We start from the raw sequence: 24,966 nt of genomic DNA, 5'->3' as shown, positions 1-24,966 counted from the left end.
CCGCCGCCGCCGCCGCCCCCGCCTCCGCCGCCGCCTCCGCCGCCACCTCCGCCCCCGCCGCCACCACCGCCGCCTCCCTCAGGCACGCACTCGCTGGTGGGCTATCTGCACGCCAGCTTCGCCAACGGCTCGGGCTATGTGCGCATGGCGGATGTGAGCGACCTGTGGGATCACATCAACCTGTCCTTCGCGGAGCCGACCTCGTCCACCTCGGGCGAGGTGGCGTTCAAGCGCTGCCCCGTGGGCGAGTGCCCCAATGTCGAGTCCGATGCCGACTTCCTGGCCGCCATCAAGGCCAAGCAGGCCAAGGGCAAGAAGGTGCTGATCTCCATCGGCGGCGCCAACGGCCAGGTGAGGCTGGAGACGCCCGCCGCGGCCACGGCCTTCGTCAACTCGGTCGCCAGCATCATCGACCGCTGGGGCCTGGACGGCCTGGACGTGGACTTCGAGGGCCACTCGCTGCAGCTCAACCCGGGAGACAGCAACGTCGCCAACCCGACCACGCCCGTGGTGGTCAACCTGATCAGCGCGCTCAAGCAGCTCAAGGCGCGCTATGGCAGCAAATTCGTGCTGACCATGGCGCCCGAGACCTTCTTCGTGCAGCTGGGCTACAGCTTCTACGGCGGCACCTGCTCGGGTTGCGACACGCGGGCCGGCTCCTACCTGCCGGTCATCTACGCGCTGCGCAACGACCTGACCCTGCTGCATGTGCAGGACTACAACTCGGGACCGATCACCGGACTGGACAACCAGTACCACAGCATGGGCAATGCCGACTTCCACGTCGCCATGACCGACATGGTGCTGACCGGCTTCACGGTGGCGGGCACGGGCTTCAAGTTCCCGGCGCTGCGGCCCGACCAGGTCGCCATCGGGCTGCCGGCCAATGCCTATGCGGGCGGCGGCTTCACGTCGGTGGCCGAGGTGCAGAACGCGCTGAACTGCCTGACCCAGCTGCGCAACTGCGGCAGCTACGCGCCCCGCACGCCCACCCTGGGCCTGCGCGGCGTGATGACCTGGTCGATCAACTGGGACCGCTTCAGCGGCAACGAGTTCTCGGTCAACCACAAGGCCTATCTGAACGCCCTGCCCAAGCCCTGAGCGTCTGAGCTCCCCACGGCCCGCCCGGCTTCGGCCCGGCGGGCCTTTTTCGTGGTGGGCGGCATCCTCAATCTTCATCCGCCAGCCCCCACGCCTGGCGGCCTTCACGCAAGGTGGCGTTAGCCGGCGGCGGCGCATCGTTCACCCCAGGGCGCCCCATGGTGCAGCCGCCTGAACGCATGCGCCCGGCACTGCAGCCGTGCCGCGCGCCTGCGTTCTGCGGGATGGTGCTCCCTCGCCCGGGGTCCAACAGTCCGGCGCCTAGGCCGGCACACGCATGGTCCACGGCAAGGCGAGGCGGGACATATGCAGAGCGTCAACCAGGTCCTGTCCGAGGAAAAGCTGCTGGCCCGGCTGACCACCAGCGTTCCGATCGCCGCGCTGCTCTCCACGATACAGATCGACCGCGCCACGCCGCTGTCGGACCACAGCGAAGCAGGCCAGGCCCTGCTCGAGGTGGCCGAGCAGGCGCTGGGGGTCTTCAACCTGAACCTGGTTCCGCCGCCGGCGGTGAACCCCGAGCGCGCCTATTTCCTGTCGTTCGACGGCCCTGTCAACGCGCGCAGCGGGTTTCGGCTGGCTGTATCGCTGCAGGACGGTGCGCCGCGGCCCTTGTTCAACCTCGTGCGCGCGCTGCCGTCGCACGGCCTGGTGGCGGCCACCTTGGCGGCAGACGGCCAGTCGCTCACGGCCGACCCGCTCAACCCGCCGGTGCAGATCGTCGGCAGCGGCCTCTTCCTGGTGCTGCAAGGCGAGGCCGGCGGCAGCGTCCGCTTGAGCCTGTCACCCAACCGCGAGGCGCCCGACGACGTCGTCGTGCTGCAGATGCAGCCGGCCACGGTGCTGCTGGGCGGCACGGGCTTCGGCTTCGAGTTCACGCAGGGCATCGTGCTCGACCTCGCCAGCGATGCCGGCCCGGCCGCTGGCGTGGTGGTCGAGGGCGTCGCGCTCGCCACGCCGGCCGACACGCCCGCCTGGCAGGGCATGGCCGTCAATCGCGCGCGTTTCTTCCTGCCCGCCGGCGTGCCCTTCCTCGGCGGCCATGCGGTGGACGCCTGGCTGCAGCTCGGCCTGCCGCCCACGCCGGGCATCGACCTGATCGTGCAGGCCACCGTGCCGGCCGACGGCGACCGGCCGGCCATCCGCGTGCGCATCGAATGCCGCGACCCGACGGCCACGGGGCTGGACGGCTTCGTGCCCACCCTCGTCGAAGCGGTGATGGAGCTGCCGCTGCAGGGCCGCAGCGAGAACTTCGGCAAGGCGCTGGCCTTGGCGGCCGGCGTGCCGGTGCAGGCGCGGCTGCGCTATGCACGCAAGCCGGCGGCCGCCGGCGAGGCGCCCGCGTCGGAAATGAGCCTGGCGCTGGAAAGCCAGGGGCCCGACGGGCTGCTGAAGATCGACAGCACGCACGGCGGCCTGGGCGCCAAGATCGCCGTCACCGCGGCCACGCTGGCCACCGCGCTGATCGCCGATGGTGCCGAGCAGACCCCCGCGCCCGACGGCGACGGCACGGGCGTGGTGCTGCACACCCTGCTGGTGGCGGCCACGGGGTTGTCAAGCTTCCTGGAGCATGGCCAGCTGGTGCTGCACGGCGCCGAACTGCTGAGCAGCGGCGGCATGCTGCCGGCCGGCAAGACCGTGCGGCTCAAGCTCGACTATTCGGTGGCGGCCACCGTCACCGGCATCGACGTGGGCGTGCTGTCGGTGCAGATGCACCCCAACCAGCCGCTGCGCGTGCGGGTGCGCGAGGTCGTGCTCAGCATCGATCCCAGCAGGTCGGGGCTGGAGATGTTCCACCTCGACTACGCCCGCAGCTCGCTGGAGGTGGAAGACCCCGGCGGCTGGAAGGTGCAGGGCCCGGGCTCCCTGTTCGACGTGCTGGGTACGCGCTCGGGCCGCGGCTCGATGTGGATCGAGGTGGACCTGCGCTTCAAGCTCGACCTCGGGCCGGTGAAGGTCAGCGGCGCCACCATCCGCGGCACGCTGGACGACAGCGGCAAGCTCAGCGGCGAGCTGCGCGGCCTGGCCGCCTCGATCGCGCTGGATCCCATGATCACCGGCAGCGGCGCAGTGGCGCTGACGCCCGATGGCTTTCGCGCCGCGATGCAGGCCAGCATCGTGCCGCTGGGCAAGCTGGGCGCCAGCGCCGAGGTCGAGACCGCGGGCAGCATGGTCAAGCTGGCCCTGGGCGTTGACCTGCCCGGCCCGCTGCCGCTGGGCAATTCGGGCCTGGCGATCTACGGCGTGGGCGGCGTGTTCGTGGCCAACGGCAAGCCCAAGCCCGTGCCCGCCGGCAACGACCCGGTGCAGGCGGCGCTGGACTGGGACTACCGGGACCCAGGCGCCTTCGTGGAGGCGCCGGCCTTCAGCTTCGGCCTGGAGGCCGTCATCGGCACTGCGCCCGATCTCGGCTTCACCTTCAGCGCCCGCGCCGGCCTGTTCGTGACCACGCCGGACATCATCGTGCGCGGCTCGGTCGAGGGCCGCTACATGGGCCCGCGCATGAGCATCGCGCGCGGCGGCAACGACCTGTCGCTGCTGCAGGCCAAGGGCGTCATCCTGGTGGACCCGGCCGATGGCGTCACCGTGGCGGTCGAGGGCAAGTACGAGATCCCGCACATCCTGACCACCATCGTGCCGGTGGGCGCGCATTTCCCGAAGGCTTCGCGCGACTGGTTCATCCACCTCGGCGCCGACGGCTACACCGGCAATGCGCCGAGCGAGAGCCGCGAGCGCGGCCCGGTGCGCTCCATCTTCCTGCCCGACATCGTCGGCCAGAGCTCCGACGCCTACCTGATGATGCGCGGCAACGGCATCACCAAATGGCCGCGCGGCGGGCCGTTCACCTTCGGCCCGGGTTGCTTCGTCATCGCTTTCGGCGTCGGCTTCGACATCGTCTACGGCTTCAAGCCCATCGTCTGGGCCGACGTGTTCGCGCGCGCCGACATCCTGGTGGCCACGCACCCGCTGAGCTTCGTCGGCGTGGGCACCATCGGCGGCGGCCTGCACATCGGCATCTTCTCGGTGGGCATCGACGCAACCCTGACGGTCGTGCTGATGGAAGGCGCCGAGCCGCACGTGAAGGCCGAGCTGTGCGGCAGCATCGACCTGTTCTTCGACGAGATCCGCAAGTGCGTGAGCCTGGAGTACGGCAGCCCGACGCCGCCGCAGATGCCCGCTCCGTCGGAGCATCCGCTGGACGGCCAGCGGCATTCACTGGTGGACGACCACTACCACCGGCTGGCGCCGCTGGCCATCCGGCCCCAGGACGCGACGCCCGAGACTGCCGTCTGGCCCGACAGCATTCCGCTGCTGGCCTTCAGCACCGCGCCCAAGCTCGCGATGGCATCGGCCCAGTTCCCCGACATCGGCGGCTACCCCGAGGGCGCCTCGCGGGCCCTGCCCATCGGCAGCGAGCTGCTCAGCTATGAATGGGAGCTGCTGGACGTGGTGCTGATGGACGTCACCGAGGCCGAGACCGTGGTGGCCGGGCCTTTCAGCAGCGCCTGGCTGGTGGGCAAGCTGGGCAACGCCGGCAGCCAGCCCCAGCCGGCCGAGCTGGCCTTGATGACGCCCTACGGCGATCTGTGGCTGCATGCGCTCGGCGACGCCGGCGCGCGCCTGGCGGAGCCGCCGCTGGCGGCGCTGGCCGACATCTGCCGCGCGCAGGCCCGCGCGCGTTCGGGCTGGGCGCTGGGCGCCGCGGCAGCGCGCGAGGGCAGCGGGTTTCGGCTGCCGCCCGATCCGCGCACCACCGACCCGCTGCAAAGCCAGGTCTGGGCCCGCGTGGAGCTGCTGCTGACGCAGCCCGCCCAGGCCGCCATCATGCTCGACAAGGCTGCGGCCTTGCTGCTGCCGCTGCACATGGGCTACACCGGCCCGCGCGTGCGGCCGTTTGCGCCGCAGTCGCTGGATGAACGCGAGTTCAACGGCTGGCTGGACCCCGGCGCCGTGCAGCTCACGCCGCGCAACGACCTCGCCTTCCAGCGCGCCATGCCGCGCCACGTGCTGCATATCGTGCCCGACGAGGCGCTCGCCGAGCCGGGCCTGTGGCTGGTGCTGCGCGCGTCGGACTGGCCGGCGGACCCCGCCGTGCCGCGGTCGTTGAAGGTGACCGACGACCTGGCGCGCCCCTGGGCGCCCGGGCTGCAGGGCGATCTGGGCAACGGCTGGCTGGCCTTGCAATGGCTGCCGCCCGACGCAGGGCCCAGCGTGAAGCGCATCGAGGCGAGCTGCCACGCGGGGCTGCCGCTGGGCCTGCTGGCGCTGCGCGGCATCACCCACTCGGCAGCCGCCGCCGCCGCGGCCCGCAATGCGGCCACGGCGGCCGAAGCCGCCAAGCAGCAAGAAGTGGTCAACCAAGGGCCGCCCCAGGCCGGCGCACCACCGTCGACCGCGCGCCGCGCCGTGCTGGAGCCCGGCCGGCTCTACCGCATCGACGTGTCCATGCGCTGGTCGGGCACCCTGTACAAGATGGACGAGGACAACAAGAAGGTGCCGCTGGTCTCGGGCGGCGCCGACAGCCCGCGCCAGTACTGGTTCCGCACCGCGCCGCTGCTCGGTGCCGGCGGCATGCCGACGCCCGGCACCAGTGCCTATCTGGACCTGCTGCACCGCAAACGCGATTTCTTCGATCCCGCAATGCTGGAGCGCCACCTGCTGGGCTACGAGCCCGCGCAGAGCGAGCTGCACCGATTTGCCGATGACCCGGTGCGCATGCGCTTCACCCCCGCGCATGTGGCCCTGCTGGCAGGCGCCTACAAGTACGCCTTGCTGTGCGGCCTGCGACGCCTGGACCAGCCCGATGCCGTGGAGCCCGACCGCTTGCTCGTGCCCCAGCTCGCCTGGGCCGGCAGCGACGCGTTGCTGGCCGGCAGCGCTGCGCTCATCGCCGGCGCCTACCTCGCCTCGCCCTGCGGCCTGGCGCCCAACGCGGTCGAGCTGAGCGTGGACGTGAAGCTCACATGCGACACGTGGTACGAGGTGTTCGCGCTGGCCCGGTCGCAGCGGGCCGGCGTGGCCGACGGGCGCCTGCCCGGCGTGAGCTTCCGCACCTCGCGCTGGGCCGATGGCCCGCAGATGCTGGCCGGCCTGCGCTTCCCCGTCAGCGGCGCGGCAGGCCGCCCGCACGGCGGCGTGGCGCTGAGCGCCGGCACCGTGCTGGCCGCTCAGGTCAGCAGCGGCGACGACGCGGCTTTCGATGCCTTCCTCGACTCGCTGGGGATGGACGCTTGGCCGGCGGCCGCTGAGCCGCGCATCAGCCTGCTGTGGCTGCCGCCGGCCGGTGCGGCGACCTGGCGCTGCGCGGGCGTGCTGATCGAATCTCCCGAACCGGTGCACCGGCCGGGGCGCTTCGAGGTTGACAAGCTCCAGTTGGTGAGCGGCGCCAGCGTTGCCAACTTCGATGTGCGGCTGCGCGACCGCAGCGGCTCGCGGCTGCTGTTTGCCACCACGGCGCCCTTCATGCCGCGGCGCACGCGGCGCGGCCAGGTCTTCCCATGGGTCATGCCCAAGCTGCGCCTGCATTGCACCGACCGGCCCGTCGGCAAGCCGCCCAAGCCGCTGCAGGGCTTGATCGAGATCCCACTGCAACCCAGTTTCGCCGAGGAGGCCGCATGACCAGCTGGCTTGTTCACCCGCGCTATTTCTCGGCCCATGCCGCAGCGGCCGGCATCGTCGCCAGTGACGCCGATCTGCAGAACGGCACCCACCTGCGGCTGTTCCCGTCGGCCACGCTCGGCTTCCCGCTGGCGCCCTTCCTGGTCTGGCCGGTAGAGGCCTTCGCCACCGATGCGCCACCGATGGACTGGTTCGCGCGCGACGGCCGCCAGCAGGCCGGCCTCAACCTCGACGGCGCGGGCGGCCAGCTCACCGGCCGCCGCCAGTCCGAGCCGCCCAACGACAGCCGCGTCGTTGGCATCGAAGCGCGCTTTCACGCCGGCATCGGCGAGCTCGCGCTGCTGGACCGCAGCGCCAGCCGAATCGTCACCCAGCGGTCCGCGCCGCGCTGGCTGGTGGCCGCGCCGCAGATCACCGGCCTGCGGCTGCGCGGCCGCGGCCGGGTCACGCTGCAGGGTTGGGTGATCTCCGCCGGCCGGGCCATCGAGGCGCTGCTCGGGCAGCCGCCGTTTGCCAGCCTTTCGCTGCCCATTGCCGGCGATCAACCCTGGTATGCCGGCGGCGAAGGTCCGGTGGCTGCGCTCGCGCGCGCCGAACGTGCGGCGCCCAGGCGCTGGACGCCGCCGGACCGGCCCGACGGCCCGTTCGACCCGCTGCACGCCGCCGCGGAGCGGGCGCGCGTGGCCGCCTTCCAGGCCGATCTGGACGACGATGCCCAGCGCCTGGTGGGCAACGCCGGGCTGGCACCCGCGCTCGTGGAGCGCAGCCACGTCTGGCTGCCCCGGGTGTTGGGCGATGGCAAGCGCGTCCCGTGGCAACGCGCCACCGAATGGGTGCAGGGCAGCCTGCTGATGAAGGCGCTGGACGTGGGCGCGGGCCACTACCTCGGCACCGCTGGGCTGCTGGACGATCTGCTCGTGCCAGACAACCCCTTCCAACCGCCCGGCGCGCGCGGCTGGCTGGCGGCGGGCCTGTTCGCCGTCGGCCCGGCGACGCGCTTCGAGCTGCCCGATCCCGACGCGATGGAGCTGCGCCTGATCGAGCGGCTGATGCAGCTGCAGCCCGGCCTGCGCCGCCCGGCCGAACTGGCGGTGCAGCGCCACGGTCTGACGCTGCGCGCCTTGGTGGCCACCGCCCTGGCCGCGCCGCCGCCCGACCTGCTGGCAGCGCCGCAGGTGCTGCTGGGCGATGCCGGCTGGCAGCGCGAGGACCAAGGGCCGAGCCTCCGATTCCGCCAGCAGTTGCGCGTCGCCACGCCGCCGCTGGCCACCCTCGTCGCGCTGGGACGACAGGAGGCCGACGGCTGGCAGACGCGCCATGACGCCGTGGACCTGACCGTTGCCACGCCGGATGCCGATCCGGCGCAGCGTGCAGCGCCACGCATGCTGGGCAATGCCGACAAGCTGCACGACGGCGTCTTCGGCATCGTGTCGGATGCCGACATCGATGCCGACAACGCGCCGTGGACCTATCGCGTGGCACTGGCCGACGTGTTCGGCCGCTTCGGCGCCGCAACCGACATCATCGTGCCGACACCGCCGCGGCCGCCCGTGCCGCAGCCGTTGCTGCGCTCCCATCTGGAGCTGGCCGAACGGGCCGCGGGCGATGCGGCCGCCGTGGCCGGCAGCGTGCGCTGGACGGTGGTGGTGCCGGCACTGGCCGAGATGACGGCGGGCTCCCGGCCGCTGGCTCGCGTTGTCATCGGTTTCGACGGCGCGCTGCAGGATGCGGTGGCGCCGCAGGACGGCGGCGTGTTGCACTTCGATTTCGAGCTGCCGGCGCTGCTGCCGATGGAAAGCCGCGCGCTGACCGCGACGGCGAATTTCGAGGACGACGAAGCCACGCCCGGCCCCACCGTGGCGCTGACCATCGCCATCCACGACCCCCGTTCGCCACCGGTGCCGCAGACGGGCATCGCCATCGTCTGGAGCAGCCGCCCGGCCCCGGCCAGCGATGTCGAGTTCCGGCTGCGCTTCACCGGCGTGGCCGGCGCCCGCTACCGCGCCTATCTGGCGGATGCGCGTGGCCTGGACATCGCGCTGATGGACGGCGAGCGGCCGCGCACGCGCGCCGAGGTGGCCGTCGACGGCGCCCAGCAGGGCCTGGCGGGCCTGGGACTGCGCGAGCGTTTTCGCTTGCTCACCGACACGCCGCTGCAGCCCGGGGGCGACGGCCGCGTGCTGTTCGACATCCGCCTGCCGCGGGCGCTGGAGACCGTGCAGTTCCTGCGCTTCGTGCCGCTGAGCAGCCAGGGCAATGAGGCGGCTTTCGAGAGCTGCCCGCTGTTGCCTGTGGCCGTTCCCAGCGACCGGCGCCCGCCCGCACCGCGCGTCGAGACCCGCGTCGACCCGGCCAGCGGCGTGGCCACCCTCACCGTGCGCGCGCTCGGCCTGGACCTGGTGGCGCTGCGCGCCGCCGAGCCGGGCCTGTTCGACGAGCCGCCCGCCGCCGACGCACGGCCGCCCGAGTACCGGCTGCGCCGCGCCAGCGGCGGCGTACCCGAGGCGCTCTACGCCCGCGAGATCGGCCGCGGCGGGCTGCGGCGCAACGGCGAAGAGTTCAGCGCCGAGGTCGACGATTCACCGACGCCCGAGGGCTTGAGCGCCTATGTGCGCTACCACTACTGGGCCGAGGTGCGCATGCCGGCGGAACGTCGACTGCCTCCCGGCGTGGATGAGATGGCGCTGCCTGCCGGCGCCATCGAGCCCCTGCAGGCGGCGCAGCGCCAGGACGCGCCGGGCACCTTCAGCAGCGCGTCGGCGCCCGCGATGGCCCTGTTCATGCCCGCGGACGTGCCCGTGCTGCCGGAGGGCAGCGTGACGGCGACGGTCGGCGCCGGGGCGGCGCCCGGCAGCTGGCGGCTGACGCTGGCCATCCGCGGCGGCCCGGTGGCCCACCCGCGCGCGGTCGGCGGCTTCTCGGTGCAGCTGCATCTGAAGCTGGACGACGGCGACTGGACGCCCGAGGCCGCCCCGGTGGCGCTCAGCAGCGGCGCGCTGGACCTCGTTGTCGAGCGCGCCGCGCCCGCCGTGCCGGTTGTGGAGGTGGCGCTGGTGCTGGTGGACCCGGTCGGACGCGAGGCGGCGCAGCTGAGGATGGTCGCGACACCCAAGTGACGGCCCGGACGGCCCGGGCCTCGGGTTGACAGGGAGTTGGATTTAACCGACACCACGCCATCCCCAGCGACGCTATGGTGCCGCCGCCATGAGCTCCAACCTCTCTCCCCGACTCTGGGACATCTCTCCCACCGTCGCCCCCGACGCGCCCATCTTTCCGGGCGACGAGCCCTACAGCCTGCGCTGGACCGCCCAGCTGTCGCCCGGCTGCCCGGTCAACCTCAGCGCCATCACGATGAGCCCCCATGTGGGCGCGCATGCGGATGCGCCCCTGCACTACGCCAACGACGCGCCCGCGATTGCCGAGGTGCCGCTGGACACCTATCTCGGCCGCTGCCGGGTCATCCACGCCATCGGCGCCGCGCCGCTGATCACGGTCGAGCATCTGCAGCACGCTGAAGCCGATCTGCCGCCACGCGTGCTGGTGCGCGTCTGCGAGAAAGCCGACATGGTGTGGAACCCAGCCTTCACGGCCTACGCGCCCGAGGCCGTCGAATGGCTGGCTGCACGTGGCGTGAGGCTGATCGGCATCGACACGCCCAGCGTCGACCCGGCCGACTCCAAGGTGCTGGACAGCCACCAGCAGTTGCGCCGCCACGACCTGCGCGTGCTGGAGAACCTCGTGCTCGACGACGTGCCCGCGGGCGACTACGAACTGATCGCCCTGCCCCTGAAATTACAAGGCGCCTGTGCCAGCCCGGTGCGCGCCATCCTGAGGGAACTCTGATGAATCTCGAAGACGCCAAGCGGCTCGACGCCGCCGACCCGCTGCGCAGCCTGCGCGACCTCTTCCAACTGCCTTCAGGGCTCACCTACCTGGACGGCAACTCCCTCGGCGCCCTGCCCAAGGCGACGCCGGAGCGCATCCAGCGCGCCGTGCAACAGGAGTGGGGCGAGGGCCTCATCAAGAGCTGGAACAGCGCTGGCTGGATCGACCTGCCGCGCCGCCTGGGTGACCGGCTGGCGCCCTGGCTGGGCGCGCGGCCTGGCGAGGTGCTGGTGGCCGACTCGACCTCGGTCAACCTCTACAAGGTGTTGCATGCCGCCCTGCAACTGCAGCAGGGCAAGCGCAAGGTGGTGGTCAGCGAGCGCAGCAACTTCCCGACCGACAACTACATCGCCCAGAGCGTGGTGCGCGCCCATGGCGGCGAGCTGATCCTGACCGAGTCGCCCGAAGACATCCCGCCGCTGCTGGACGAGCGCTGCGCCGTGCTGATGCTGACGCATGTGAACTACCGCAGCGGCCGCATGCACGACATGGCCCTGCTGACACGCTGGGCCCACCAGGCCGGCGCGCTGGCCGTCTGGGACCTGGCGCACAGCGCCGGCGCCGTGCCCATCGACCTGCTGGGCGCTGCTGCCGACTTCGCCATCGGCTGCGGCTACAAATACCTGAACGGCGGCCCGGGCGCGCCGGCCTTCGTGTGGATGCACCCACGCCACGAGGGCCAGGTCTGGCAGCCGCTGACCGGCTGGCTGGGCCATGCCAACCCCTTCGACTTCGACAGCGAATACCAGCCCGCCCCGGGCATCCAGCAATACCAGTGCGGCACGCCCGCGGTGCTGGCCATGACCGGCCTGGACACGGCCCTGGACGTGTTCGACGCGGCCCAGAAGCTGGGCGGCATCAAGGCCCTGCGCAACAAGTCCCTGGCCCTGACCGAGGCCTTCATCGACAGCGTGGAGGCCCGCGTGCCCGGCGCCGTCGTTGCCACGCCGCGCGACTCGGCCATGCGGGGCTCGCAGGTGTCGTTCTCGCTGCCCCAGGGCGTGGACGGCTATGCGGTGATGCAGGCGCTGATCGCCCAAGGCGTCATCGGCGACTTCCGCGCCGGCGACCCCGAGCTGCTGCGCTTCGGCTTCGCGCCGCTGTACAACGGCTTTGCCGACGTGGCGCGGGCCGTGGATGTGCTCGTCAACATCCTCGAGACCAGGTCCTGGGACGCGCCCCAGTTCACGTCCCGATCGAAGGTGACCTGATCGTGAGCGACAAGATCGAACACCACGGCGCCCAGCTCGATTTCTCGCGGGACATGAGCTACGGAGACTATCTCCAGCTCGACGCCATCCTGAACGCGCAGAAGCCGCTCTCGCCCGACCACAACGAGATGCTCTTCATCGTGCAGCACCAGACCTCGGAGCTGTGGATGAAGCTGATGCTGCACGAGCTGCAGGCGGCCATCGCCAATGTGGCGGCCGACCGCCTGCCCGAGGCCTTCAAGATGCTGGCGCGGGTGTCGCGCATCATGGAGCAGCTCGTCCACGCCTGGGACGTGCTGGCGACGATGACACCGCCCGAGTACAGCGCCGTGCGGCCCTACCTGGCCAAGAGCAGCGGCTTCCAGAGCGCCCAGTACCGGCGCATCGAGTTCATGCTCGGCAACAAGAACGCCGCCATGCTCAAGCCCCACGAGCACCGGCCCGACCTGCTGGCGCAAGTGAAGGAAGCGTACGAGGCGCCGTCTCTCTACGACGAGGCGCTGAAGCTGATGGCCCGCCGCGGCATCCCGGTGCCCGCCGCCAACCTGGAGCGCGACTGGACCCAGCCCCATGTGGCCGACGAGGGCGTCAAGCAGGCCTGGCTGACCGTCTACCGCGCACCCGAGGAGCACTGGGACCTCTACCAGATGGGTGAGGAGCTGGTGGACCTGGAGGACGCCTTCCGCCTCTGGCGCTTCCGCCATGTGACGACGGTGGAGCGCGTCATCGGCTTCAAGCGCGGCACCGGCGGCACCGGCGGCGTCAGCTATCTGCGCAAGATGCTGGACGTGGTGCTGTTCCCGGAGCTGTGGACGCTGCGGACCGAGCTGTAGACACGATGCGGATGCGAATTCCGGAACCGGCCTTGAAGCCCCAACGGGGGACTCCGCCCTGACTTTGGGCTGGGACCAAGCCGGCTTCTACAATTCCCGCACCCCTTCCCATGACCTGGCGCCCACCCGGCGCGGGTCGCTGACCGAGGTCCTGACGCCATGGACACCCGCACCCACGAAACCCGCCTGCGCATCGAGCGCATCCGCGACGCCCTCAACGCCCACGGCGTGCATGCCGTGCTGGTGCCTTCGAGCGACCCTCACCTGTCCGAATACCTGCCCGGCCGCTGGCAGGGCCGCGAATACCTGTCGGGCTTCACCGGCTCGGTCGGCAGCCTGGTGGTCACGCGTGACAGCGCCGCCCTCTTCGCCGACAGCCGCTACTGGGCCCAGGCCGAGGCGCAGATCGCCGGCAGCGGCATCACGCTCGAGAAGATGGCCACCGGCGCCTCGACGATCTACATCGACTGGATCGCCAAGACCCTGCAGCCCGGCCAGGTGCTGGCCGTGGACGGCCAGGTGCTGGGCCTGTCGCTGGCCAACGCGCTGCGCACGGCCATGCAGCGCGCCGGCATCAGCGTGCGCACCGACCTCGACCTCGTGCAGGACGCCTGGGACGACCGCCCCGGCCTGCCGACCGAGCCCGTCTACGAGCACGCCGCGCCCTTCGCCGCCGTGCCGCGCGCCGACAAGCTGGCCCGCGTGCGCAAGGCCATGGCCATGGCCAGCGTCGGCGCCAGCCACCATCTCGTGTCGACCGTGGACGACCTGGCCTGGCTGCTGAACCTGCGCGGCAGCGATGTCGAGTGCAACCCCGTCTTCATCGCCCATCTGCTGCTGGACGACAAGGCCGGCCGCCTCTTCATCGCCGACGGCAAGGTGCCGGCCGACGTGGCCGCCCGCCTGGCCGCCGACGGCATCGCGCTGGCGCCCTATGCCGACGCGGCCAAGGCCCTGGCCACCCTGCCCGCCGCGGCCAGGCTGCTGGTCGACCCGCGCCGCGTGACCCTGGGCCTGCGCGAGGCCGTGCCGGCCACGGCCGTCGTCGTTGAGCAGATCAACCCCAGCACGCTGCTGAAGAGCCGCAAGACCGCCGAGGAGGCCGGCTTCATCCGCGAGGCCATGGCCGAAGACGGCGCGGCCATGTGCGAGTTCTATGCCGACTTCGAGGCGTCCATGGCGCGCGGCGAGCGCTGGAGCGAGCTGGACATCGACACCCGGCTGACGGCCGCGCGCCGCAAGCGCCCGGGCTTTGTCGGCCTGTCCTTCTCGACGATTGCCGGCTGGATGGCCAACGGCGCCCTGCCGCACTACCGCGCCACGCCCGAGTCCTTCGCCCAGATCGAAGGCAACGGCCTGCTGCTGATCGACTCCGGCGGCCAGTACCACGGCGGCACGACGGACATCACCCGCGTCTGGCCCATCGGCACGGTCAGCGCCGCGCACAAGCGCGACTACACCCTGGTGCTCAAGGGCACGCTGGCCCTGTCGCGCGCCCGCTTCCCGCGCGGCACGCTCAGCCCCATGCTGGACGCCCTCGCCCGCGCGCCGCTGTGGGAACACGGCCTGGACTACGGCCACGGCACCGGCCATGGCGTGGGCTATTTCCTGAATGTGCACGAAGGCCCGCAGAGCATCAGCAAGGCCATCGCCGAACCGGCCATGGCCATGGAGGTCGGCATGATCACCTCCATCGAGCCGGGCCTGTACCGGTCGGGCCAGTGGGGCGTGCGCATCGAGAACCTCGTCATGAACGTGGCCATCGAGACGCCGGAGAAGAATGCCTTCGGCGAGATGCTGGCGTTCGAGACGCTGACGCTCTGCCCCATCGACACCCGCTGCATCGACATGCGCCTGATGCGCACCGACGAGATCGCCTGGCTGAACGGCTATCACGCCACGGTGCGCGAGCGCCTGGCCCCCAAGGTCACGGGCGCTGCCCTGGCCTGGCTGATGGAACGCACCGAACCGCTGTCCGCATGAGCGCTGCGCCGGGCCGCCCCAAGCAAGCTCGCTCCCGCTTGGCGGGACAGCGCATAGCGCGAAGGGTGCACCAGTGAGCACGCTGGCCGCGCTGCTGCTGATCGCGGCGGGCGCGGCCGGGGCGCAGGTGCGCTACGAGGGTATCTGCGATGCCTCGGCGGCGGTGGCGCTGGACGCCAGCCACTTTGTCGTCGCCGACGATGAGCGCAACAAGCTCGGCATCTACAAGCGCGGCGAGGCCAAGGCCGTGAGCCGTGTCGACATCGACAAGTTCCTGAAGGCCGACAAGGAGTCCGACCTCGAGGGCGCCGCCCAGGTCGGCAAGCGCATCTACTGGATCGCCTCGCATGCGCGCAACAGCGCGGGCAAGGTCCGCGAGGACCGGCGGCGCTTCTTCGCCACCGAGATCCGCGGCACGACCGTCGAGCCTGTCGGCCAGCCCTACACGGCCCTGCTGGCCGATCTGCTCGCGGCACCCACTCTCGCGGCACTGAAGCTGTCGGACGCCGCGGGGCTGGCCGCCGAGGCGCCGGGCGGCCTCAACATCGAAGGCCTGGCCGCGACACCCGAAGGCAGCCTGCTGATCGGCCTGCGCAACCCGATTCCCCAAGGCAAAGCCCTCCTCATCCCCTTGCTGAACCCGGCCGAGCTGGTAGAAGGCAAGGGTCCGGCGCGCTTTGGCAGCGTCATCCGCCTGGACCTGGGCGGGCGCGGCGTGCGCTCGCTCGAGCGCGTCGGCGGCGCCTATCTGATCGCCGCCGGGCCGCCCGCCGACGCGGGCAGCTTCGCCCTCTTCCGCTGGAGCGGCAAGGCCGGCGAGGCGCCGAGCCCGGTCAAGGCCGAGCTCGGCACGCTGCGCCCCGAGGCGCTGTTCGCCTGGCCCGATGGCCAGGTCACGCTGCTCAGCGACGACGGCGGCGTGATGGTCGGCAACAAGGCCTGCAAGGACGCGGACAAAGCCAGGCGCTCCTTCCGCGCCCTGGACATCAGGCCTTGACCACGACCGGATAGCGCCACACCAGGGCGGCGCTCAGCAGCAGCTGGATCAGCACGCCGGCGAACACCGGCACGGCGCTGTCCGCATGGCCGAGGAAAGGCGCCACCAACTGCGTGCCCAGCGCACCCGCGGCCAGCAGGGCCAGCACCAGCAGGGCCGTGGCGCGGCCCATCTGCGCCGGCGGCACCGCCAGGGCATCGACAAAGGTGGCCGGGCCGCGAATGGCGAGGGCGCCGCAGAAGCACATCCAGTAGGCGGCCACGACGGCATAGGGCAATTGCGCGCCACTCCACGCCAGCAGCAGGGCTGCCGCGCAGGCCACCAGCTGGACGACGCTGCCCAGCCTCACGACCCGCGCATGGCCCAGGCGCTGGGCCAGCTTGCCCGACTGCGAGGCGCCGAGCATGAAGGAGGAGACGCCCAGCACCTGCAGCAGCGCGAAGGCCGCCGTGCCCAGGCCCAGGGTGTGCTGCAGCAGTTGGGGTGCGCTGGCCAGGAAGGTCAGCAGCGCGCCTATGCACAGCGCATGCGAGCTCGCCAAGCGCAGATAGCTGCCGTTGCGCAGGATGCCGAGATAGCCGGCGTCGTGCTTCATGTCCAGGCCGGGCAGGCGGCGCGGCGCGATCTTCACCACCCAGGGCAGCACCAGCAGGGCCAGGGCCGCCAGCACCCAGAAGGTGCCACGCCAGTCCGTCACGCCCAGCAGCAGCGCACCCAGCACCGGCCCGGCCGCCGGCACGATGGCTTCGACCATCGAGATGGCCGCGATGCCGCGCACCACGTCGGCATCCGCCAGCGTCGCGCGCACGACCGTGGGCGCCACCACGGTGGCCGCCGCGGCCGACACGCCCTGCAAGAGGCGCAGCACCAGCAGGGTCTCGACATTGGGAGCCAGCGCGCAGCCCAGGCTGGTCAGCACCAGCAGCGCCAGGCCGATCTCGATGGAACGCCGCGGGCCGAGGCGGTTCAGCAGCTCGCCCCACAGCAGCTGGGCGCCGGCCAGGCCGGCGAGGTAGACCGCCACGGTCGCCTGGGCCAGCGGCACGCTGATGCCCAGGCCGGTCTGCAGGGCCGGCACGGCGGGCAGGTAGAGATCCATCGCCGCCATGCTGACGCCGGTGACGAAGGCCAGCGGCAGGATGGTTCGTATGGATGCGGATGCTGGAGGGGAATGCATGCAGGAGCCTCTTCTTCACAGAGGGCGCCCTTGTCCTGTCATCCTCACCCAGCGTGGCGAAGGTTCCATGGCCTTCGTCGCAGCACCCCTCGGCAGAGACGGTGTCGCGGCACTAGCCGCGGCACGGGGCGCATTCTAGGCAAGGCAAACTCGGGTCATGGATCAGGTGGATATTGCCGTCATCGGCGCCGGCGTCGTCGGCCTCGCGATCGCGCGCGAGCTGGCCCTGCGTGGACGCGAGGTCGTCGTCATCGAAGCCGCCGGCGCCATCGGGACCGGCATCTCCTCGCGCAACAGCGAGGTCATCCATGCCGGCCTCTACTACCCGGCGGGCAGCCTGAAGGCCAGTCTGTGCGTGCGCGGCTGGCAGCTGCTCTACGACTACTGCGAGGCGCGTGGCATTGCGCACCGCCGCTGCGGCAAGCTGGTGGTGGCGACACGAGAAGCAGACCTGCATCGCCTGGACAAGATCGCGGCCAGCGGCGCCGCCAACGGTGTCGACGACCTGCGGCTGCTGAGCCGCGCCGAGACGCTGGCGCTGGAGCCGGCGCTGAATGCCGCAGGCGCGCTGATGTCGCCATCGAGCGGCATCGTCGACAGCCATGGGCTGATGACCGCGCTGCTGGCCGACGCCGAGAACGCCGGCGCGACGCTGGCACTGGCGAGCCCCGTCACGGGCGGCGAGCGCGAGGCGAACGGCTGGCGGCTGCGGGTCGGCTCCGACTTCGAGCTGGGGGCGCGCTGCGTCATCAATGCAGCGGGCCTGTTTGCCGGCCAGGTCGCCGAATCGCTGGGCACGCCGAGTCCGCGGCTGCGCTTTGCGCGCGGCCACTATTTCTCCCTGGCCGGCCGGGCGCCCTTTTCGCGCTTGATCTACCCGCTGCCCGTGGATGGCGGCCTGGGCGTGCACCTGACGCTGGACCTGGGTGGCCAGGCGCGCTTCGGGCCCGATGTGCAGTGGCTGCCCGATACCGATCCGGCCGCGCTGGACTACGCTGTCGATCCGGCACTGGCGCCGGCCTTCGAAGCCGAGGTGCGCGGCTACTGGCCCGGCCTGCCGGCGGGAGCGCTGCAGCCGGCCTACAGCGGCATCCGGCCCAAGCTGACCGGCCCGGGCGAAGCCGCGGCCGACTTCCGCATCGACACGGCGACGCCGGGTCTGGTGCAGCTCTTCGGCATCGAGTCGCCCGGGCTGACGGCCTCCCTGGCCCTGGCCGAAGAGGTCGCCAGCCGGCTTTGAGCCTCAGGCCGTGATGCTGAGCTGCGACTCGGCGCCGGACTGCTGCAGCCAGTTCCTGCTGAGCTGGTCGTAGAGCTTCTGCGCCAGCGCGGCGATCTCGGTGTTGACGCCCTGCCCCGAGTCGCTGGACGTCTGTGCCAGCTCCTTCAGCTGGCCGGCGAGGCGCTCGATCTGCGACACCGTGCCGTCCTGGTTGGCGTCCAGCGGGTCGTAGTCGGTCGAAGTGGAACTGGTTTCGCTGCTGGCGGAGGTCGGGGGCGGTGGCGGCATGCCGCCCGGTCCGCGCGGCCCGCCAGGCCCGCCCTGAGGCTTGCCGGCCTCGAACTCGGCACGCGACAGCTGGCCGTCGCCATCGCCATCGAGCGCGGCAAACGCATCGTCACCCTCGTCGTTGGCCGCGCCGCGCGACTGCGCGAACGCCATCGTCGACGATGGCGGCGGCATCAGCTCGCGCAGGCCCTGGCTCAGCTCCTCGCTGTTCAGGCTGCCGTCGCCGTCGCCGTCCATCTGCTTCAACAGCTCGGCGCTGTCGCCGGCCTGGCCGCTGAGCGGCCCCTTCTCCAGCATGGACGCCAGTTCGGTGGCGTCCACGCCACCGCTGCCGTCGCTGTCCACCTTGGCGAACATGCGGGCTTCATGGTCGGCGCGGCGGCTCTGCTGCTGCCCGACGTCCCAGGACCGGTTGGCACCGCCCAGGCCACTGATCGTGCTCATTGGCTACTCCTTTCAAGGGTTGTGGATCGCCCCGCGGCCCTGTGCGGCGGGACGATTCATTCTTGAAAGCGCGAGTAAGTCCTTCGTATGCGCCATGTGTCGGGGTCGACACAAAGGCGGCTTCGATGCGTTGAATTGGGTGGTCAGCTCGGTGCAGTTCCGGCGATCAGATCGCCAGGGCGGCGTCCGCTGCGCCGGCCAGGGCGCGCGGCCACAGCGCCAAGCCGCCGCCCAGGCTCCAGGCCTGCTGATGGCCCAGCCGGCGCAGCGCCTGGGCAGCCTGGGCGCTGCGGTTGCCGCTGCGGCAGAAGAACACGACCGGTGTCTCGGCCGGCAGGGTCAGCCAGCGCGCCAGCGCATTGGGCAGGCCCGACAGGGCCACGGCTTCCCGGCGCACCGCCGCGCCCAGCTCGGGCGCCTGGCCCAGGCGCTGCTCATAGGGTTCGCGCACGTCCACCAGCAGCAGCTGAGGATGTTCGCGCAGCAGCTCGTGCAGTTCGTTCAGGCTCATCTCGCTGGACGCCAGCGGGCAGGCGCTGTCGACGCGCGCACCGCAGGCGACGGTCTGGTATTCGGTCAGCGCCAGGCCCTGCTCCAGCTCGGCCTTGGCGGCGGCAAAGCCGGCGGCGTCGATACGGCCACCGAGCACGTCACCGAGCAGGGGCTGGGCCAGGCATTCGACGGCGAGCGTGCTGGCGAAGCGGTCGTCGTAGTCGTGGCCAGGCAGCAGCAGGGTCTGGGCGCCGACGACGCGCTCCAGCCGGGCCAGCGAAGCGCCGTAGTCCAGCGGCGCGCTCTGCTCGAAGTCGCTGCGGCCCAGCGCCCCGGGCATGACGGTGTCGCCGACAAAGGCCAGGCGCAGGCCATTGCCGCCCAATGTCTCGTCATGCAGCAGATAGGCCGTCGAGTCCTGGGTGTGGCCCGGGATGGCCATGCGGCTGAGCTTCAGCGCGCCCAGCTCGATGGCCTCGGCGCCGACAGGCCAGCCGAGGCCGTCGACGGCACCGCGCTGCTGCCGGGCGGCGGCGAGCAGCTCGGGGGCCGACGAGGCATGGTCGCCGTGGCTGTGGGTGTCCAGCACGGCGGCCAGTTCATAGCCCTGGCAGCTCAGCCACTGGGCGAGACGCTCGGTCAGTTCGGGCAGCGGGTCGACGACGACGGCGCGGCGGCTGGCGGCATCGGCCAGCAGATAGCAGCAGGCACCGTCCACGACGAAACGCGTCAGGCCGTCGGCCGGCAGGGCTTGCCCGGGGGCGCTCGGGTCCAGGCAGCTTTCGCGCAGCGACTCGCCGCAGATGCGGATGCGCGCGCAGGCCTCGTCGATGAAGGCGGCGTCGGCCACCGGGCCGAAGGACAGGCGCACGGCCGAGGCCGTCCGCCAGGCCGGCAGGCCCATGGCCTCCAGCACATAGCTGGGCTGGGCCTTGGCCGCGCTGCAGGCCGAGCCGCCGCTGACGCGCAGCTCGGCGGCGTCGAAGAGGTCCAGCAGCAGCTTGGAGCTGATGCCGGGCACCGCGAAGTTCAGCGTTGTCGGCAGGCAGAGCTCGGGCGGCGCGTTGAAGACCAGGCCGGGGAAGGCCTGCTGCAGGGCGGCGGCGAGGCGATCACGGAAGGCGACCAGGGTGACGTGGTCGCGGAAGGTCCGGCCTTCGTCCAGGGCCGCCAGCACAGCACCCAGGGCCGCAATGCCGGACATGTTCTCGGTGCCCGAACGCAGCGCGCCTTCCTGGCCGCCACCGGCCAGCAGCGGCGTGAAGGGCGCGCCTTCGCGCACATAGAGCAGGCCGATGCCCTTGGGCGCATAGAGCTTGTGGCCCGAGAAAGGCGCGTAATCGATGCGGCGCTCGGCCAGGCGCAGCGGCAGCTTGCCCAGGGCCTGCACGCCGTCCACCATCCACAGCGCCGGGCTGCCGGCCAGCGCCTCCTCGATGCCGTCGAGGTCGCTGATGACACCGGTCTCGTTGTTGGCCGCCATCGTGCAGACCAGGCCAGCGCGCGGCGCATGCTCGCGCAGCCAGGCGAGGTCATGGCGGCCGTCGCCGCCGACGGGGATGGCCAGCACCTGCAGGTTCAGGCCCAGCAGCGCATTCCAGTGCTTGATGGCCTCGGGCACGGCCTTGTGCTCGGTGGCGCCATAGAGCAGCAGTTCGGGCCGGCCGGGCGCGTCGCGCAGCGCGCTGAGGGCCGACAGCACGGCCGTCTGGATGCCTTCGGTGGCGCCGCTGAGGAAGAGCAGCTTGCCCGTGCCCGCCCCCAGTACGCGCCGCGCCCGGGCCCGCACACCGTCCATCAGCGCCCTCGCCTTCAGGCCGGTGCTGTGGATGCTGCTGGGATTGCCGAAGTCCTCGGCCATCGCCGCCATGGCGGCCTCGCGGGCCTGGGGCAGAACGGGCGTGGTGGCGTTGGCGTCGAGATAGATTTCCATGATGCTGGACCGCCGCGGCGGTGAGGGGCGCTGGCGGCTATTGTTGCCAGCCCGGGGCGGAAATGGGTTGCGCAAGCCGGCTTGCCGCTGCCGCGGTAGAGCATGCAATGCTGCGTATCATCCATTTCATGAAAATGGATTCCATAGACATCCGCATTCTGGAAATCCTTCAACAGAACGCCGAGTTGCAGACGGCGGAGATCGCGCAGCAGGTCGGCCTGTCGACGACCCCCTGCTGGCGGCGCATCCAGCGCCTGAAGGAGGCTGGCGTCATCACCCGCCAGGTGGCGCTGCTGGATGCACAGAAGGTCAATGTCGGCGTCACCGTCTTCGTCTCGGTGCGCACCAGCATCCACTCCCAGGACTGGTTCGAGACCTTCAAGGCCACGGTGCAGGCCATTCCGGAGGTCGTCGAGTTCTATCGCATGAGCGGCGACGTGGACTATCTGCTGCGCGTCGTCGTGCCCGACATCGCGGCCTACGACCGCGTCTACAAGCGGCTGATCGCCGGCACCCAGCTCCACGATGTCAGCTCCAGCTTCGCCATGGAAGAACTCAAGCTGACGACCGCCCTGCCCCTCGGCTACGTCGGTTGACGCCCATTTGCTACGGTGTGTTGCAAATTGCGGGCAGCCGCAGTGCACCGAAGCGGCGTGGCCGCGTTAAGTTCGCCGAATCCCACTCGAGCGAGCCCGCCGTGAACACCCTGACCCGCGTCCTCGTCGCCACCGCCCTGGTGGCCGCACAAGGCCTGGCAAGCGCCGGCCCCCGCCACTACGGCCACCACCACCATCACCACCACCATCGTGGCTCGGGCGTTGGCCTTGCGGTCGGCCTGGCAGTCGCCCTGCCCCTCATCGCGATGGCCCACCATGCCGACCGCGAACGCGAAGTGGTCTATGTGCCGCCTCCGCCGCCGCCCCAGCCCGTGTATGTCCAGCCGCAGCCGGTCTACACGCAACCGGCGCCGCCGCCTTCGCGTGCCGTGCCCATCATCTATCCGCGCAACGGCCAGAGCAGCGCGCAGCTGGAAGGCGACAGCCGCGACTGCAACCGCTGGGCGACGACGCAGCAGGCCGCCATGTCCGACGCCAGCGTCTTCCAGCGCGCCGTCGAGGCCTGCATGGACGGGCGTGGCTACACGATGCGCTGAGGACAGGCTCGCGCCGCCAGCAAAAGGACCGGGAGGCTCGCTTCCAGGTCCTTTTTTCATTCCGCGACTGAAGCGCCATCCCGAGGCCTCAAGTTCCCATCGGTTCTGCCGATAGCCGCGATATGGACATTGCCAATTCCCCCAGCGTGCGCACCGCAACCAGCCAGGCCCAAGGCGAAACCGCCGATGCGGTGAACCTGCTGGTGCTGCGCAAGGCCCTCGACGTGCAGGAACAGGGTGCCATCGCCCTGATCAGTTCGCTGCCTCAACAGCCTGCGCTGGCCACCGATGGCTCGGTGGGCCGAAACCTGAACGTCTACGCCTGAGCCGCCTGAACTGGCAGCCCCGCGAGGGGCGGAAAACAAAAAGACCTGGAGGCTTTCGCTTCCAGGTCTTTGCTTTTATTTGGGGTGGCTGATGGGACTCGAACCCACGACGACAGGAATCACAATCCTGGACTCTACCAACTGAGCTACAGCCACCGCAGAGCCAAAAAGTATAACCCAAAAATCAGGGGGCGCTGGCAGCCGAGGCCGGCGCGGCCGCGGAAATGCCGGCCTTGTACTGGGACTTCAGCGCAGCCAGATAGGCCTGGCCTTCGGCGCGGGCCCAGGCCGCGGCGTATTGCTGGGCGGCACGCTTGTCGTCGATGACGGCGGCGTCGCGCGGCTTCAGTTGGTTGATGCGAACCACGACATAGCCGCCGTCGTCGGCAGCCACGCCGACAGCGGCTGGCAGCTTGGCGGCGTCGGCGCCGAGGATGGCCTCGAGCTGAGCACGGGTGAGGTTCTGCGGCACGGCGCGCGACACGGTGACGGCGGCGTCCAGGCCGGCGACATCGGCCGGGTTGGCCTTCAGCGCGGCCAGACGGGCTTCACCGGCCTTCTTGGCCTGCTCGGTGGCGAGCTTCTGCACGAGCTGGGCGCGCACCTTGTCCTTGACGTCGGCCAGCGCCGGCACGCGGGCCGGGTTGTGCTGGACGATGCGGGCCGACACCAGCTGGCTGGGACCGGTATCGACGGCTTCGGTGTTGCGCTTGTTGCGCAGCGCATCGTTGCCAAAGACGGCTTCCAGCAGCTTGGCCGAGGCCAGCGGACCGGCCACGCCCGGCTGGGCCTTGCGCTGCACGGTGGCGGTCTGGACCTGCAGCTTGAGCTTGTCGGCGGCCGGCTGCAGGCTGTCGGACTGCTCGTAGACCAGGTTGCCGAACTGCTCGGCCGCTTCGGAATAGCGGCGCTGGGCCAGTTGCTTGCGCACTTCGTTCTCGACTTCGGCGCGCACCGCCTCGAAAGGCTTCTTGTCGCCGCCGCGGGTGCCGGTCAGCTGGATGATGTGATAGCCGAAATCGGTCTCGACCAGGTTGCTGATCTCGCCCTGCTTCATCGCATAGACGGCAGCATCGAACTCCTTGACCATGGCGCCACGGCTGAAGAAGTCGAGATCGCCGCCATTGGCGCCCGAACCCTCGTCCTGGGAGTTCTTCTTGGCCAGGGCCGCGAACTCGCCGGGGTTCTTGCGCACCTGGGCCAGGATCTCCTCCGCCTTGGCCTTGGCCTTGGCGCGCTCGTCGGCGGGCGCGCTGCGCTCCACCTTGATGAGGATGTGGCTGGCGCGACGCTCCTCGGGCACGCCGTAGCGGGCAGCGTTTTCCTTGTAGTAGTTCTGCAGGTCGTCTTCGCTGAACTTGACGTCCTTCTTCAGCGCTTCCAGGTCCAGCACGACGTACTGGATCTGGGCCGACTCGGGCAGCTGGAACTTCGCAGCGTTGGCCGGTTCCTTGTAGAAGGCCTCGACGTCCGCATCGCTGGGATTGATCTTGGCCGCGAAATCCTTGATGTCGAAGCGCTGCAGCTGCACCTCGCGCTGCTGCAGCAGCGAGTCAAAGGCCAGCTTGGCGTTGGCGGCGGCGGCGAGACTGGACGATTCGACGCCCGACGTGACCTGGCGCAGGGACAGGTCCTGGCGCAGCTTCTCCACGAAGATGGCCGAGTTCATGCCCTGGGCGGCCAGGATGGCCTTGTTGATCGTGCCGTCGGGGTTGCGCAGGAAGGCGAATTGCGGATCGCGCTGGAACAGGGCGGCCAGGCGCTCATCGCTGACGGTGAAGTGCTGGTGGTTGGCCGCGGCCTGCAGCGTGCGTTCGCCGACCAGCCTCTCGAGGGCCTGCTGCTTCACTTCCGGCGTGTCCAGCAGCTTGGGATCCACCGACGGGTTCTGGCGGCGGATCAGGTCGGCCTGCTCGCGCTGCGCCACCTCCCATTCGGCCTGGGTGATCTTGCGGCCATCGACGCTGGCCACGGCGGCATTGGCGCCACCCATCATGCTGGTGTAGCCCTGCATGCCCACCAGGGCGAAGGACGGCAGGATCAACAGCATCAACAGGAACTGGAACAGGCGGTTGTGCTGGCGGACGAATTCAAACATCTCGAGGAGCCTTGAGGATCAAACGCGACGAAGGCGAACCGAGGTTCGCCTTCGAGGGAGCCGCATTCTAAATGCGAGACGACAACGCCGCCTTGGGGGCGGGTGGTGGGCGCTGACGGGCTCGAACCGCCGACAATCTCCGTGTAAGGGAGGTGCTCTACCAACTGAGCTAAGCGCCCGGAAAAACCGGGACCGGTTGAAGGT

The 24,966-nt window shown here is 70.8% G+C and carries 16 protein-coding genes and 2 tRNA genes; 12 read left to right on the top strand and 6 right to left on the bottom strand.

What is annotated here, in order from left to right; all coding sequences use genetic code 11:
• Positions 1-96 precede the first annotated feature (96 nt).
• From AC07OY_RS07870 to AC07OY_RS07835, 8 genes are all read left to right on the top strand, one after another.
• Entirely contained in the window at positions 97-1,101 is a 1,005-nt protein-coding gene (locus tag AC07OY_RS07870; protein WP_495041948.1) for a chitinase, read from the top strand.
• A 306-nt stretch (positions 1,102-1,407) separates the two neighbouring features.
• Positions 1,408-6,720, top strand: coding sequence for a hypothetical protein (locus AC07OY_RS07865; protein ID WP_495041947.1), 5,313 nt, complete (start codon positions 1,408-1,410; stop codon positions 6,718-6,720).
• Positions 6,717-9,836 (top strand): hypothetical protein, encoded by a 3,120-nt coding sequence (locus tag AC07OY_RS07860; RefSeq protein ID WP_495041946.1) that lies wholly within the window; start codon positions 6,717-6,719, stop codon positions 9,834-9,836. Before AC07OY_RS07865 ends, AC07OY_RS07860 begins: the two co-directional genes overlap by 4 nt.
• Before the next feature lie 88 nt (positions 9,837-9,924).
• A complete protein-coding gene (gene kynB / locus AC07OY_RS07855) occupies positions 9,925-10,563 on the top strand; it encodes an arylformamidase (RefSeq protein ID WP_495041945.1) in 639 nt (212 codons plus the stop codon).
• Positions 10,560-11,816, top strand: a complete 1,257-nt coding sequence (gene kynU / locus AC07OY_RS07850; RefSeq protein WP_495041997.1) for a kynureninase — start codon at positions 10,560-10,562, stop codon at positions 11,814-11,816. Before kynB ends, kynU begins: the two co-directional genes overlap by 4 nt.
• 2 nt (positions 11,817-11,818) lie before the next feature.
• Positions 11,819-12,649 (top strand): tryptophan 2,3-dioxygenase, encoded by an 831-nt coding sequence (gene kynA, locus AC07OY_RS07845; RefSeq protein WP_495041944.1) that lies wholly within the window; start codon positions 11,819-11,821, stop codon positions 12,647-12,649.
• A 159-nt stretch (positions 12,650-12,808) separates the two neighbouring features.
• Positions 12,809-14,632: an aminopeptidase P family protein gene (locus AC07OY_RS07840; RefSeq protein ID WP_495041943.1), complete on the top strand. Its 1,824-nt coding sequence runs from the start codon at positions 12,809-12,811 to the stop codon at positions 14,630-14,632.
• A 73-nt stretch (positions 14,633-14,705) separates the two neighbouring features.
• Entirely contained in the window at positions 14,706-15,629 is a 924-nt protein-coding gene (locus AC07OY_RS07835; RefSeq protein ID WP_495041942.1) for a DUF3616 domain-containing protein, read from the top strand.
• Here AC07OY_RS07835 and AC07OY_RS07830 read toward each other — a convergent pair.
• Positions 15,619-16,806 (bottom strand): MFS transporter, encoded by a 1,188-nt coding sequence (locus AC07OY_RS07830; protein WP_495041941.1) that lies wholly within the window; start codon positions 16,804-16,806, stop codon positions 15,619-15,621. The genes AC07OY_RS07835 and AC07OY_RS07830 overlap by 11 nt on opposite strands.
• A gap of 157 nt (positions 16,807-16,963) precedes the next feature.
• Between AC07OY_RS07830 and AC07OY_RS07825 the strand changes: the two genes are divergently transcribed.
• Positions 16,964-18,046, top strand: a complete 1,083-nt coding sequence (locus AC07OY_RS07825) for an NAD(P)/FAD-dependent oxidoreductase (protein WP_495041940.1) — start codon at positions 16,964-16,966, stop codon at positions 18,044-18,046.
• Positions 18,047-18,049: 3 nt separating this feature from the next.
• On the opposite strand, the gene xopAW is transcribed toward AC07OY_RS07825, so the two are convergent.
• Positions 18,050-18,760 carry a XopAW family type III secretion system calcium-binding effector gene (gene xopAW / locus AC07OY_RS07820; protein ID WP_495041939.1) on the bottom strand — a complete coding sequence of 237 codons (711 nt, stop codon included), beginning with the start codon at positions 18,758-18,760 and terminating at the stop codon, positions 18,050-18,052.
• Positions 18,761-18,926: 166 nt separating this feature from the next.
• Positions 18,927-21,185, bottom strand: a complete 2,259-nt coding sequence (locus AC07OY_RS07815; RefSeq protein ID WP_495041938.1) for an aminotransferase class V-fold PLP-dependent enzyme — start codon at positions 21,183-21,185, stop codon at positions 18,927-18,929.
• A gap of 134 nt (positions 21,186-21,319) precedes the next feature.
• Between AC07OY_RS07815 and AC07OY_RS07810 the strand changes: the two genes are divergently transcribed.
• The 3 genes from AC07OY_RS07810 (at position 21,320) to AC07OY_RS07800 (ending at position 22,664) form a co-directional block, all read left to right on the top strand.
• A complete protein-coding gene (locus AC07OY_RS07810) occupies positions 21,320-21,781 on the top strand; it encodes an Lrp/AsnC family transcriptional regulator (protein WP_495041996.1) in 462 nt (153 codons plus the stop codon).
• Between the two features lie 101 nt (positions 21,782-21,882).
• Positions 21,883-22,338 carry a hypothetical protein gene (locus tag AC07OY_RS07805; RefSeq protein WP_495041937.1) on the top strand — a complete coding sequence of 152 codons (456 nt, stop codon included), beginning with the start codon at positions 21,883-21,885 and terminating at the stop codon, positions 22,336-22,338.
• A 122-nt stretch (positions 22,339-22,460) separates the two neighbouring features.
• The gene (locus AC07OY_RS07800) at positions 22,461-22,664 is read left to right on the top strand and encodes a YjfB family protein (protein WP_495041936.1); all 204 of its coding nucleotides are present in this window, start codon (positions 22,461-22,463) and stop codon (positions 22,662-22,664) included.
• Between the two features lie 80 nt (positions 22,665-22,744).
• On the opposite strand, the gene AC07OY_RS07795 is transcribed toward AC07OY_RS07800, so the two are convergent.
• From AC07OY_RS07795 to AC07OY_RS07785, 3 genes are all read right to left on the bottom strand, one after another.
• A tRNA-His gene (locus AC07OY_RS07795) sits at positions 22,745-22,820 on the bottom strand.
• 28 nt (positions 22,821-22,848) lie between these two features.
• Entirely contained in the window at positions 22,849-24,762 is a 1,914-nt protein-coding gene (locus AC07OY_RS07790) for a SurA N-terminal domain-containing protein (protein ID WP_495041935.1), read from the bottom strand.
• A 103-nt stretch (positions 24,763-24,865) separates the two neighbouring features.
• Positions 24,866-24,941 (bottom strand) — tRNA-Val (locus AC07OY_RS07785).
• Positions 24,942-24,966 lie beyond the last annotated feature (25 nt).

Source organism: Roseateles sp. GW821-FHT09H10 (genome assembly GCF_059415865.1).
This window is presented reverse-complemented; position numbering and strand designations above follow the sequence as displayed.

Excerpts from the sequence above, each read along its gene's own strand:
- AC07OY_RS07810 (WP_495041996.1), top strand. The coding sequence starts at position 21,320 with ATGGATTCCATAGACATCCGCATTCTGGAAATCCTTCAACAGAACGCC.
- AC07OY_RS07830 (WP_495041941.1), bottom strand. The coding sequence starts at position 16,806 with ATGCATTCCCCTCCAGCATCCGCATCCATACGAACCATCCTGCCGCTG.
- AC07OY_RS07865 (WP_495041947.1), top strand. The coding sequence starts at position 1,408 with ATGCAGAGCGTCAACCAGGTCCTGTCCGAGGAAAAGCTGCTGGCCCGG.
- AC07OY_RS07815 (WP_495041938.1), bottom strand. The coding sequence starts at position 21,185 with ATGGAAATCTATCTCGACGCCAACGCCACCACGCCCGTTCTGCCCCAG.
- AC07OY_RS07825 (WP_495041940.1), top strand. The coding sequence starts at position 16,964 with ATGGATCAGGTGGATATTGCCGTCATCGGCGCCGGCGTCGTCGGCCTC.
- kynB (WP_495041945.1), top strand. The coding sequence starts at position 9,925 with ATGAGCTCCAACCTCTCTCCCCGACTCTGGGACATCTCTCCCACCGTC.
- AC07OY_RS07790 (WP_495041935.1), bottom strand. The coding sequence starts at position 24,762 with ATGTTTGAATTCGTCCGCCAGCACAACCGCCTGTTCCAGTTCCTGTTG.
- AC07OY_RS07840 (WP_495041943.1), top strand. The coding sequence starts at position 12,809 with ATGGACACCCGCACCCACGAAACCCGCCTGCGCATCGAGCGCATCCGC.
- xopAW (WP_495041939.1), bottom strand. The coding sequence starts at position 18,760 with ATGAGCACGATCAGTGGCCTGGGCGGTGCCAACCGGTCCTGGGACGTC.
- AC07OY_RS07800 (WP_495041936.1), top strand. The coding sequence starts at position 22,461 with ATGGACATTGCCAATTCCCCCAGCGTGCGCACCGCAACCAGCCAGGCC.
- AC07OY_RS07860 (WP_495041946.1), top strand. The coding sequence starts at position 6,717 with ATGACCAGCTGGCTTGTTCACCCGCGCTATTTCTCGGCCCATGCCGCA.